This is a genomic window from Vibrio sp. Hep-1b-8 (assembly GCF_006124995.1).
In the GTDB taxonomy this organism is placed as follows: domain Bacteria; phylum Pseudomonadota; class Gammaproteobacteria; order Enterobacterales; family Vibrionaceae; genus Vibrio.
This window is the reverse complement of the sequence record NZ_QEWN01000001.1, coordinates 88,936-100,771: the sequence shown is the minus strand read 5'-3', so window position 1 is coordinate 100,771 and position 11,836 is coordinate 88,936. Positions and strand designations below refer to the sequence as shown.

Sequence of the window (11,836 nt, the reverse complement as noted above, 5' to 3'; positions counted from 1 at the left end):
GATGTTACGCGCAATCTACTTTTCTCTTATTCTAATTTGCATCTTGCCTACCATTCCGGGACTTGCCGGAGTGGTAGTGGCTGCGTTTGGTTATATTCCGCCCATTGGACTTGAGTCCTTTTCATTAAATGGCTTTGAGTCAGTTTTCGCTTGGCAGGGCATAGGACAGTCAGTGGGTCTCACGCTCTTTTCGACTCTTGCTAGTAGCTATCTTGCCTGCTTAGCGACCTTTGCGATTCTGCTTTCTAGTTGGCATCATCCATTTTGGCGTAAAATCGAGCTGACGTTATCCCCTTTACTCGCTATGCCACACGTCGCTTTTGCTATTGGTTTTGCCTTTCTTTTTTCTCCAACCGGATTGGTGGCTCGATCGTCGTACCATCTGTTTGGCTATGATCCTAATGCACAATCTGTCTCTGATCTCGCCTTTGTGATCAAAGATCCTTATGCAATAGGACTGGTTCTCATGCTGGCTATAAAGGAAATTCCCTTCCTATTGCTGATGAGCATCCCGATTCTACAGCAGCTAAAAGTGTCACAAACCGAAAAAGTAACCCTGTCACTGGGTTATTCTAGGGCGCAGACTTGGTGGAAATGCATCTTTCCACAATGGTTTGCCAAACTTCGCTTTCCGATGTTGGCTGTGATTACCTACAGCCTTTCAGTGGTAGATGTCGCTTTGATTATCGGTCCAACCAATCCTCCAACCTTTGCTGTTTTAATCTGGCAGTGGTTTAACGAACCAGATTTAGCTCAACTTCCTCGCGCTGCATCGGGTGCGACATTACTGTTTCTTATCGGCAGCGTACTGATTCTATTCGCCAGAATCCTCGAATGGGTGATCACAAAAGGGCTCAAACATTGGCAATATTCAGGGCGTTCAGGAATGGATCTGCCAGGTAAGTCTACCTTCAGCATTGTGCTCGTTTTAAGTCTGGCTATAGTACCCATCTTGGTTTTATGGAGCTTTGCTCAGAGATGGCGATTCCCTGACCTACTTCCTACTCAGTTTAGTTTGCGCTTCTGGCAATATGAGTGGGCTGGTATTTTTAGCGCGCTCAATCAAAGCCTGTTAATCGCATTAGTCAGTGCCAGTATTGCTCTGTTGCTTGCGTTAACGGCTCACGAGTACCACCAACGACATCATCGACAGATACCTGGATACGTGATTGCGATTCCAATGTTAATCCCGCAACTTTCGATTCTATTTGGTATTCAGGTAGTCACGCTCTATCTAAACAGCAGTGCTTACCTATTCTGGGTGTGCTGGGCACACGTATTTTTTGCCTTTCCTTACGTCTACCTCTCACTGGATGGCCCTTGGCGCAGCTTCGACAATGGCTTGACCCGTGTCGGCCTAAGTTTGGGTAAAAGCCCGATTCAAGTCTGGTGGCAGATTAAGTTACCGATATTGTTGCCCGCGGTGCTTTTTGCTTGGGCTATCGGTATTAGTGTCAGCTTGGCACAATACTTACCTACGCTAGTTTTAGGCGCGGGGAGGATAAGCACGATAACGACTGAAGCCGTGGCGCTTTCGAGTGGTTTTGACCGTCGTGTCACCGCAATTTATGCGTTGTGGCAAGCATTGTTGCCCCTCATTTTCTTCTCTATCGCTATGGTACTCAGCCGACTTCAGGTTAAATACCGTAGATTGTCTATTAAAGGATTGCTACCCAATGAGCCTTTGTCTCAAAAAACTCGTCATCTGTAACAAAAGTGGTGAGGTACTGTTTAATGCGCTGAACCTTCAAATCAATAACGGAGAAATTGTCACGCTCATGGGACCAAGTGGCTGCGGTAAATCAACTTTGCTTGATGCGATTGCCGGGCACCTAAGCAGTGACTTCACCTACCAAGGTCAAATCACGTTGAATCAAAAGCCGATTGACTCGTTGCCAGCGCATCAACGTCAGGTCGGGATTTTGTTCCAAGATGATTTACTGTTTCCACACCTTTCTGTATGGGAAAACCTCGCGTTTTCATTACCGAATGAAGTCAAAGGCGCTGCGCGTAAAGAGCAGGCGATGAAGGCACTGAAAAACATTTCACTCACCAACTTGGCGGACTCTTTTCCCGACCAGATTTCAGGGGGGCAGCGTGCGCGAATTAGCCTAACTCGAATGCTACTCGCTAAACCTAATCTGGCCTTGCTAGACGAGCCATTTAGTAAACTGGATAGAGAGTTGCGAGTTCAGTTTCGTCAATGGGTTGTGGAGCAACTCAAAAAAGCAGACATCCCTGCGCTTATGGTTACTCATGATGAAACCGACATTCCCGACAATAGCCGTTGCCTAACTTGGCCATGGGAGACGGTTCATGCTTGATCGTTTGAGTATCAAAGTTATTCGCTGGCCATTAGCACAGTCAGCAAATCTCTTAGACCGATGTGGTATCACCGCAAACCAAACCACGATTTTTGGTTTTGCGCTTGGCTGTGTCGCCTTCCCAGCGTTGATTTTTGAGCAATATACTCCGGCACTGCTACTCATCATCGCCAATAGAATCTGCGATGGCCTGGATGGCGCTCTGGCGCGTATTCAAGGAATAACAGATGCGGGCGGCTTTCTCGATATTAGTCTCGATTTCCTGTTCTATTCGCTCATTCCTTTTGGGTTCGTATTGGCAAACCCTGAGCAAAATGCCGTTGCGGGTGCATTTTTGATTTTCTCGTTTATCGGTACCGGTAGCAGCTTTTTGGCCTTCGCAGTCATGGCAGGGAAACGAGGCATTGAAAATCCAGTCTATCAGCACAAATCTCTTTACTACATGAGTGGTCTGACAGAAGGGACAGAAACCATTGCGTGCTTTATCTTATTCTGCTTGCTTCCTAACCACTTTGCACTGATTGCCTACCTGTTTGGTGCAGCATGCTGGTTTACGACTCTAACTCGAATTTATTCGGGTTTTATTACTTTAAAACAGAGCCGCGATCAGGCTTAACGTAAGGCTCGTTCACCGAGTAAGATTGCTTGAAACAGGCTCGCTAAATGGGCGCGAAGCTCATTTTGAACAATGAGCGGGTAGCTGCCTGCTGCATGGGTCGTTTTTTATTTAAACAACATAACTTTTAATGACGCTTCACTGTCCACATCTGCGAATTCTGGTGGATTCTCAAGACGCTCAACAAAATTCAATGTAGGCGCTTCTTCCTTCATACCATCGATCAAGAAATCGCACATCACTTGCGGTGAGTTTACACACGCGAGCACTTGCCCCTCCTCAGCCAATAGTTCTGGGAGTTTTCTCAAGATACGTTTGTAGTCTTTAGTTAAAGCAAAGCTACCCTTTTGGAACGACGGTGGGTCAATAATAATAAGGTCGTAACGACCCATTTTTTTGATTTTCCCCCATGAGCGGAAAATGTCGTAGCCGAGAAACTTTACCTGATTAATATTGTGACCGTTGAGTTTGTGGTTCTCTCTTCCTTTCGCCAGTGAACCTTTCGACATGTCAACGTTAACCACTTGATCAGCCCCACCCTCAATCGCTGCCACGGAGAAACCGCAAGTGTAAGCAAATAAGTTGAGTACATTTTTATGTTTGGCGTTTGCCTTTACCCAGTCACGTCCATAGCGCATATCCAAAAACAGGCCCGTGTTCTGGTTGCGTCCGATATCAAGCTGGTATTTCAACTGCGACTCAACGACAACTGGACGACTGTTTAAATCGCCAAGCAGTACTTCAGAAGGCGCGCCTTCCGCATATCGGTGCTGAATGACTATTGCTTGCCCCTGTTTCTCAACCCAGAGAGCAGACTGAGCAATCTCCATCAAACCCGCTTTAAGCGCTTTTAAAAATTGATCATCAACGGTTTTGAAGATACTGACAATTAACTGGCCTTGAATCCAATCACACGTTAACTGTTCTAAGCCATCAAAACGACGCCCACGGCCATGGAACAAACGTCTTACTTCATTCGGCACCATCTCTAGTTGTGTGGTCAGTTGTGCAAAGAAACACGGTAAGTGTTCATCCTGCATCGCGATTGGTGTTATTTGTTTATCTTCGGCCATGATAACTCCCATGGTGTAAGCCAAGATTCGATACCTTGGCATGTGATATCAGTGTTCCATTTACTCCCTAAAACACTTTGGTTTCTTGGGTCACAAATAAATTTAAAATCTTGTTGTTGATAAGTGAAACACAGCGCAAAAGCGTGCAGATAACCACGGTCCGACTCGGAACCTGCATTGTAAATAGGATCGCCGACGATGCCAGAGCCGACAGATTTCAACGCCACCCTGATTTGGTGCGTCTTTCCAGTATGTGGCTTGCATAAGAAGAGTCTTTCACCCGGCTCTGCGGCTGATGAGAAGAACTGAGTAATGGCAGGATTAGTCTGAGAGTTAAGCAGCTTCCATGAAGCGCGGCGTGAACGCTCCATATCACCACTCACCAGCCCTTGTTTCTTTTTCGGCTTCTTACTACCAATCGCAAGATAGTACTTTTCTACGCTGCGCTGTACAAACATCTGTGAGAGTTCACTGGCGGCAGAAGAACTTCGACCCAATAGCAAAATACCTGAAGTCATTTTATCTAGACGATGGATGAGATAGAGCTTCGCGTCACTGGTCAGTTTGGCAACTTCTTGCAGTAGCATGGTATCGCCATCATCCTTATGTACTGAAACATTGGGGTGTTTGCTGATGACAATAAAATCAGTGTGAGTGTGTAAGATATCGAACATTAAAACTGGCTCCACTTTGGACGCACGAGTATACCCATAATCCATGTGAAAGCCAGTTTCAAGTGTGCGGTTCTAAACCAGTTAGGTGCTAACTTAGTTTGAATTTACCCACTAGCAGCTCTAACTCTGCCACTTTAGAGTTTAAACCTTCAACATTTTGTGAGCTTCTATTTGCCAGTTGAAGAGAGCGTTCTGATATATCGCTGATCGCAGTAATATCCGCAGCAATTTCTTTAGTCACGGCCGTCTGCTCTTCTGCTGCAGTAGCAATCGAGTTAACCATCGCCTGCACGTTGGCAGCTCCAGCAACGATTTCTTCTAGCACACTTACCGCTCCAGAGCTACGCTCTACACCGATTTCAACCAACTGACAGTTCTCAACCGTATAGGTTACAGCCTCTTGAGTACCTGATTGAATCTGCTGAATAATGCCGCCCACTTCTTTTGTCGCGTTAGTCGTACGTTCAGCCAGTGCTCGCACTTCATCAGCAACCACAGCAAAGCCACGACCAAACTCTCCAGCACGAGCCGCTTCAATCGCAGCGTTAAGTGCTAACAAGTTAGTTTGTTCAGCAATATCTTCAATCACTCGAATCACTGAGCCGATTTGCTCACTATGTTTACCAAGGCCATTCATCTGCTTTGACATCTCTGTCATCTGCAAGCTCACCTGCTGAATAGAATCGACCATCTCAGTGATAATCTGACGACCTGATTCAGCGCTGCCTTCTGAGCGTTGTGCCTCTTCAAAGGTGGCTGTTCCTTGCTGTGCAACTTCTGCAATCGTTAAGCTTAACTCCTCTGCAGCAGTTGCTATCAAGTTAGCTTTGCCTGCTTGAGATGAGGCGCCTTGTACAATATCTTGGCTGACATTTGATAGTTCGCTAGTGACACTTTTCACTTCAACCGCGACTGATGAAATGCTACCAATCAGTGTGGTTAACGAAGCTTGCATCTTATTAATCGACACCGCTAGGTTTGCCAGCTCATCGCCCGATTTATCGGCAATATCTTCTGCTGTCAGATCGCCGTTAGCGACCTTTTGCGCCACACTATCTAACTTGGTGAGACGTGTGGTAATTGAGTTTGAAAGCAAGTACGCAATGGTACAAGTCAGGATCAATGCGATAACAAACAGAATTAAGATCGTATTTTCAATGGTGTTAAATGACTCCATCAGCCCAAGAAGAGAACCGTCCGTGCCTTCAATTGATTCTGATGAAGCTCCATCAAGCAGTGCTTCGATTGGCGCTAGGTATGATTCGTACAACTCCCGCAATGCTGTAATTTCTTGCTCTAACGCATCTTTGTTACCCAACAAAGGTACGATATCTCGCTCAAACCCTTGAGTAAAACCGCGCATCAGTTGTTCAATTTTTTCAACACGTTGATAATCTGACTTTCCTTGAGTCTCTAATGTTTTCACGTGAGTAATTGCATCAGCAAATTCTTGCTTATTGGTTTTGTAATCGTCAAATGCGCCCGGCACGCCTGTAATGGCTCCCGTTGCATCTCGATACACATCACCCGCCTCATCAATTAAACTCAAGTAGCCAACCACTTCAGGAACATCATCTTTTCTAATTTCATCGGCAACGGCATGTGACTGATTCACTTCCATCCAGATAACACCTGCCATGATAGTCATAATGGCAAGAATACAGCCGAACCCGGCATACAATTTACTTCGAACAGACCATTTCACTATGTAGCTTCCTCTATTGAATGCTTTAGGTAAATTTAGAATCTATATGACTTATCGGCTGTATATTATACTTCTTTAACAAGGTTATTAACTAAAACGAAAAAACCTCCCAAGTGGGAGGTTTTTAGTTAGGTCCGCTTTTTAGACAGATTTATAGCTTCTTAGAGAAGATACCCGCAACCGCGATGATACCAAGACCTAACAGCATGATTTCACCTTTGCCACTATCGAAGCCTGACTTGACACCCATGAAGGCAACAATAGCGATAGCAACTGGAATCACGTATTTAACCAAGTTGTACCATAGACCGAATAGCGGGAATGATACTTCGCCGTCGTTAGTGATTTCTTTCTCAAGGTCTGCACGAGATAGACGCCAGCCAGCAAAGATACACACCAACATACCGCCAACCGCTAGGAAGATCTTATCGGTTAACAAGTCAAAAATATCGAATGCACCTGTACCAAATAATGTTGGACCTACACCGCCTAGAGATAGTGAAGCGAACACACATAGTGAAGCCATTACTACGCTTGAGCTAAGTACTGCTGTTGAACGCTTCATACCTTTTTCATCGATTAGGTAAGATACAACAACTTCAAGAAGAGAAACTGAAGATGTTAGTGCTGCTACCGTTAGTGCGATGAAGAACATTAGAGCGAATAGTAAACCGATTACGCCGCCCATTTCAGCGAATAGCTGAGGTACAACAACGAACACCAAGCCAGGACCTGCTGCGGGTTCCATACCGAACGCGAACATTGCTGGGAACATCGCGACACCTGCTAGGATCGCAACACCCGTATCCATAGCCGTCACCATACCTGTCGTCTGAACTAAGTTCTCTTTCTTCTTCAGGTAAGAACCGTAGGTCATCATACAGCCCATACCAAGACTTAGTGAGAAGAATGCCTGACCTAGCGCAGCTAGAACAACATTACTGTCTACTTTTGAAAAGTCTGGCATGAATAGGAATTCTAGACCTGCCATTGCACCTGGTAGCATCAAACCTTTTACCGACACAACGATCAGAATTAGGAATAGAAGCGGCATTAGAATCTTACCCGCTTTCTCGATACCGCCTGAAATACCCTTCATTACGATAATGATGTTGAAAGCTAGATAGATACCCATCCACATAAGTGGCTGAACAGGATCTGAGATAAAGCTACCGAAGCTATCACCGATTGCTTCAGGTGTGCTTAGTAGACCCCCCCCCACTTTGAAGATGTATGCAAGAGCCCAACCACCTACGACAGGGTAGAAACCCATGATCAGTAGGCCACTTAGAACCCCCATTACCCCAGTAAAGGTCCAACGACGGTCAGTCGATTTGAACGCACCTACTGCTGATAGACCTGTCTTACGACCAATAGCGAATTCTGTAAGCATTACGCTAAAGCCGATAAAAATTACAAAAAGTAGGTAAATTGCAACGAACGCACCGCCGCCACTCTCACCCGCTGTGTAAGGAAATTTCCATATGTTGCCTAAACCAACAGCAGAACCTGCTGCGGCCATGACGAAGCCTAGTTTAGACCCCCATGTATCACGGGGCTGTGCACTTGTACTTGTAGCCATGGTTACTCCATTAAATCATGTTTTAAGTTGTGTTTGCTTCTGTTAGGCGTCTTTAAAAGTGGTTGTATAATTTTTTTTACACTTATTAAACTTGTCAGTGACGCTAACGTTGTAGCAAGTAAAACAGTTTAAGATTAAAATTGGAAGCCCGAACAGTATATTTTTCCACCATAAATGTAAGGATTGTGTTTAAATGCTGTTTTTTTCGCCTATAACACCCGCCAAACACCAGATTTTACATTCACATAACATATTTGTGCTTTTCAGCATTCATTCCGTATAGTTTCTACCGCCACTAATTTGTGACTTGTCCTAGCGCGCCGTGAGCTCTAATATTGGAGTGCTATATATTACCTAGGTATCTGAATGGAAAAGTTTTATCACTTCCTGACTCTCGCTGGCATTGTCTTTTACTGGATACTCGTTGCAGGTGTAACCATCCGTGTTGTACTAAAGCGCCGAGCGGTGAGTGTGTCGCTTGCCTGGTTAATGGTTATCTACATCATTCCGATTGTAGGTGTCGCTTGCTATTTCCTATTTGGTGAACTCAACCTCGGCCGTAAACGGGCAGAGAGAGCAAAGGAGATGCTGTCGCCCTTTGCACAATGGTTCGCCAAACTCAATGACTGCCACGCTCACTCACCCGAGAGTTTCGGCCGTCATATTTACCGTATAGACGAACTGTGTAATAACCGATTGGGCTTGCCTGCATTGTCTGGCAACTCCTTGTCACTACAAAGCTCGCCCGAACAAATCCTCCATTCGGTCATCGACGATATCGAAAATGCGCAATCAAGTATTCGAATGGTTTTCTATATTTGGCATCCGGGTGGACTAGCCGACTCCGTTGCATCTGCCTTAATCAGAGCAGCCAAACGTGGTGTAAACGTGAAGCTACTGCTTGATTCCGCTGGTAGTCCACGCTTTTTCCGCAGCGAGTGGTTAAAGATGATGAACAATGCTGGTATCGAAGTCGTTCAAGCTCTAGAAGTCAGTCCATGGCGTATATTCTTACGCCGCCTCGATTTACGTCAGCATAGAAAAATCATCGTTATTGATGAAAAAATTGCCTATACGGGCTCAATGAACATGGTTGATCCGGCGTACTTCAAGCAAGATTCTGGTGTCGGTCAGTGGATTGATATTATGGTTCGTATAACGGGCCCTACCGTCAATGTGCTATCAGCAATTCACTGCTGGGATTGGGAAGTGGAAACTGGCTCTCGTCGTTTTCCTCAGTCACCAGAATGCCGCATTAACCCAAACGAACCTCAGCACCCTATTCAAGTCGTTCCGTCTGGTCCAGGGATGCCTGATCACCTAATATCCCAGGTGCTCACATTAGCAATCAATCAGGCCAATCATTCCGTTCGAATTACCACACCCTATTTTGTGCCAAGTTCTGACTTACTAGAAACACTCAAAATGACCGCTCAAAGGGGTATTAAAGTTGAGTTGATCATCCCGCATAAGAATGACTCCATCATGGTTCAGTGGGCCTCTCGTGCCTTCTACAGTGAATTGCTTAGTGCAGGGGTCGAAATTTACGAGTTTTATGGTGGTCTACTCCACACTAAGTCAGTCGTGATCGATGAACAATTCTGCTTAGTGGGCACTGTTAATATGGACATGCGTAGTCTATGGCTAAACTTCGAACTGACATTAGCAATTGACGATGAAGCCTTTACCAAAGAGATGTTGTGGCTTCAGCAAAGCTACATCAATCAATCTCATCAGGTCGACATCGAACAATGGCAAAAACGCACTCTTTATTCACGCTTTTTGGAACGAGTTTTTTACCTGTTTAACCCTCTACTCTGATCCGTGCTTGATATTGACGCCTTGCCATGGTTTAAATATGGCAATGCGTTAATAGATAAGGACTTCCAATGTCAGAAAGCAAACAGACCAAGTATGTTACGGCAGGCCGCGACAAAAAATGGACTAATGGGATTGTCAACCCACCCGTTCAACGCGCTTCAACTGTGGTCTTCGATACCGTTGCGGAAAAACACCATGCAACCGTCAACCGAGCGAATAAAACTCTCTTCTACGGTCGCCGTGGTACCAATACGCATTTTGCTTTTCAAGACGCAATGACAGAAATCGAAGGCGGCGCTGGCTGTGCGTTATACCCATGCGGTACAGCAGCGATTGCTAACGCTATTCTGTCATTTGTCGAAACAGGAGACCATATTTTGATGGTTGACACCTGTTATGAGCCGACACGCGACTACTGTGACAAGATCCTCAAGAAGATGGGAATCGAGACCACCTACTATGAGCCAACCATAGGTGAAGAGATTCGCAGCCTCATCAAACCCAATACCAAGATCCTGTTTTTGGAATCTCCAGGCTCTATCACGATGGAAGTTCAAGATGTTCCTACCCTAGCGCGTATCGCTCATGAAAATGAGATGATTGTCATGCTCGACAATACATGGGCTGCGGGAGTGAACTTTTCACCATTTGATCACGGCGTCGATATTTCTATTCAAGCGGCGACCAAATACATTGTCGGTCACTCAGACGTGATGCTTGGAACCGCGGTAGCCAACGAGAAGCATTGGGACCAACTTCGCGAACAAAGCTACTTAATGGGTCAGTGTGTTTCTCCGGATGACGCTTACCTTGGGCTGCGTGGTATACGAACACTCGACGTTCGCATGCGCCAACACGCAGAAAACAGCCTCAAAGTGGCACAGTGGCTCCAAACAAGACCTGAAGTTGACCACGTGCGTCATCCTGCCTTGGATTCTTGCCCAGGCCACGAATTCTTTAACCGTGATTTTACCGGCGGTAACGGCCTGTTTTCGTTTGTTCTAAAAACCAGCTATCCACGTGCAACTACCGCATTACTTGATGGTATGCAGCACTTTAGTATGGGTTACTCTTGGGGTGGATTTGAGAGTTTAATCTTAGCCAACGAACCTAAAAGTTTTGATAACCTGCGCACCGTTGCCAATCCTAATTTTGAAGGCACACTAATACGTGTACATATTGGTCTGGAAAATGTTGACGATCTTATTGCAGACCTTGAAGCTGGTTTCGCACGTTACAACGCGCTGCTGCTAGAAAAAGAAGCCACAGCTTAAGCGAGCCATCGGCGAAAGTAAATTACCACCTTCTAAAGAAGGTGGCTTTGTGTGAGCCCCCTAAAAGGGGGCCTTTGTTTAGTCCAGCGCTAATTGTTGCTGTTCCACGCGCTCTTTCTTCTCCTGATGTCTTACATAACGTCGAATGATTTCTTCATTAATTCCTACACTATCGACAAAATAGCCCCTTTGCCAAAAGTGATTACCCCAAAGCTTATTTTTCCTCAAATATGGAAACTTACTGAAGAGCTTTAAGGCTATTTTGCCTTTCAATACGCCCATCAACTTGGATATTGATAGCTTGGGTGGAACCTTTACGACTAAGTGCACGTGGTCAACTTGGACGTTCAGCTCAACAACTTCCCATCCAAGTTGATTACAGTAAACATTTATACACCGATAAACTTCTTTGCCTACATTGTTCTTCAAGATCCTAAATCTGTATTTTGGCGTCCACACTATGTGATATTGACATCTCCAAAATACGTGGGAAGCTTGATTGTATCTACTCATGTTATTTGTCCTCTTTGACTTCGCTAAAAATCAAGGGAGCATTTAACATGGGTAGAACTACAGGCAAAGCCTCACTGAATGATAACCACCTACTGAAGTAGGTGGTTTAGGGCTGAAAATAAAAACCACCTGCTAAGCAGGTGGCTGTTTTGGGTAGTATTACTAGCATCCAGCTCAACTTAAGCAATTGTTGGCCCATTTTTACACCTATCTGGTTTTGGTTGCTATCGGCTATCAGAGTCAAGCCTGAAATC

General features: G+C 45.3%; 10 protein-coding genes. 5 read left to right on the top strand and 5 right to left on the bottom strand.

Annotated features, from left to right (window positions below; all coding sequences use genetic code 11):
• Window position 1 precedes the first annotated feature (1 nt).
• The 3 genes from DA100_RS00440 to DA100_RS00430 are packed head-to-tail and all read left to right on the top strand — an operon-like array spanning window position 2 to window position 2,940.
• Window positions 2-1,711, top strand: a complete 1,710-nt coding sequence (locus tag DA100_RS00440; protein ID WP_138970343.1) for an ABC transporter permease — start codon at window positions 2-4, stop codon at window positions 1,709-1,711.
• Window positions 1,677-2,324 (top strand): ATP-binding cassette domain-containing protein, encoded by a 648-nt coding sequence (locus DA100_RS00435; protein WP_138970342.1) that lies wholly within the window; start codon window positions 1,677-1,679, stop codon window positions 2,322-2,324. The genes DA100_RS00440 and DA100_RS00435 overlap by 35 nt, the downstream gene beginning before the upstream one ends.
• The gene (locus tag DA100_RS00430) at window positions 2,317-2,940 is read left to right on the top strand and encodes a CDP-alcohol phosphatidyltransferase family protein (RefSeq protein WP_138970341.1); all 624 of its coding nucleotides are present in this window, start codon (window positions 2,317-2,319) and stop codon (window positions 2,938-2,940) included. Before DA100_RS00435 ends, DA100_RS00430 begins: the two co-directional genes overlap by 8 nt.
• Before the next feature lie 107 nt (window positions 2,941-3,047).
• Here the strand turns inward: DA100_RS00430 and DA100_RS00425 are convergent, their stop codons facing one another.
• The 4 genes from DA100_RS00425 to DA100_RS00410 all read right to left on the bottom strand — a co-directional run bounded on the left by DA100_RS00425 (window position 3,048) and on the right by DA100_RS00410 (window position 7,974).
• The gene (locus tag DA100_RS00425) at window positions 3,048-3,980 is read right to left on the bottom strand and encodes a class I SAM-dependent methyltransferase (protein ID WP_138970392.1); all 933 of its coding nucleotides are present in this window, start codon (window positions 3,978-3,980) and stop codon (window positions 3,048-3,050) included.
• An 11-nt stretch (window positions 3,981-3,991) separates the two neighbouring features.
• The gene (locus tag DA100_RS00420) at window positions 3,992-4,687 is read right to left on the bottom strand and encodes a TIGR01621 family pseudouridine synthase (RefSeq protein ID WP_138970340.1); all 696 of its coding nucleotides are present in this window, start codon (window positions 4,685-4,687) and stop codon (window positions 3,992-3,994) included.
• An 88-nt stretch (window positions 4,688-4,775) separates the two neighbouring features.
• Window positions 4,776-6,392, bottom strand: coding sequence for a methyl-accepting chemotaxis protein (locus DA100_RS00415; protein WP_138970339.1), 1,617 nt, complete (start codon window positions 6,390-6,392; stop codon window positions 4,776-4,778).
• Window positions 6,393-6,543: 151 nt separating this feature from the next.
• Window positions 6,544-7,974 (bottom strand): sodium-dependent transporter, encoded by a 1,431-nt coding sequence (locus tag DA100_RS00410; protein ID WP_138970338.1) that lies wholly within the window; start codon window positions 7,972-7,974, stop codon window positions 6,544-6,546.
• A gap of 366 nt (window positions 7,975-8,340) precedes the next feature.
• Here DA100_RS00410 and cls point away from each other — a divergent pair, with 366 nt between their 5' ends.
• Window positions 8,341-9,795: a cardiolipin synthase gene (gene cls, locus DA100_RS00405; protein WP_138970337.1), complete on the top strand. Its 1,455-nt coding sequence runs from the start codon at window positions 8,341-8,343 to the stop codon at window positions 9,793-9,795.
• Window positions 9,796-9,863: 68 nt separating this feature from the next.
• A complete protein-coding gene (locus DA100_RS00400; protein ID WP_138970336.1) occupies window positions 9,864-11,069 on the top strand; it encodes a cystathionine beta-lyase in 1,206 nt (401 codons plus the stop codon).
• 78 nt (window positions 11,070-11,147) lie between these two features.
• Here the strand turns inward: DA100_RS00400 and tnpA are convergent, their stop codons facing one another.
• Window positions 11,148-11,582, bottom strand: a complete 435-nt coding sequence (gene tnpA, locus DA100_RS00395) for an IS200/IS605 family transposase (RefSeq protein WP_138970335.1) — start codon at window positions 11,580-11,582, stop codon at window positions 11,148-11,150.
• Window positions 11,583-11,836 lie beyond the last annotated feature (254 nt).

Coding starts and splice junctions, on each gene's coding strand:
- DA100_RS00440 (WP_138970343.1), top strand. CDS start 2: ATGTTACGCGCAATCTACTTTTCTCTTATTCTAATTTGCATCTTGCCT.
- DA100_RS00435 (WP_138970342.1), top strand. CDS start 1,677: ATGAGCCTTTGTCTCAAAAAACTCGTCATCTGTAACAAAAGTGGTGAG.
- DA100_RS00430 (WP_138970341.1), top strand. CDS start 2,317: ATGCTTGATCGTTTGAGTATCAAAGTTATTCGCTGGCCATTAGCACAG.
- DA100_RS00425 (WP_138970392.1), bottom strand. CDS start 3,980: ATGCAGGATGAACACTTACCGTGTTTCTTTGCACAACTGACCACACAA.
- DA100_RS00420 (WP_138970340.1), bottom strand. CDS start 4,687: ATGTTCGATATCTTACACACTCACACTGATTTTATTGTCATCAGCAAA.
- DA100_RS00410 (WP_138970338.1), bottom strand. CDS start 7,974: ATGGCTACAAGTACAAGTGCACAGCCCCGTGATACATGGGGGTCTAAA.
- cls (WP_138970337.1), top strand. CDS start 8,341: ATGGAAAAGTTTTATCACTTCCTGACTCTCGCTGGCATTGTCTTTTAC.
- DA100_RS00400 (WP_138970336.1), top strand. CDS start 9,864: ATGTCAGAAAGCAAACAGACCAAGTATGTTACGGCAGGCCGCGACAAA.
- tnpA (WP_138970335.1), bottom strand. CDS start 11,582: ATGAGTAGATACAATCAAGCTTCCCACGTATTTTGGAGATGTCAATAT.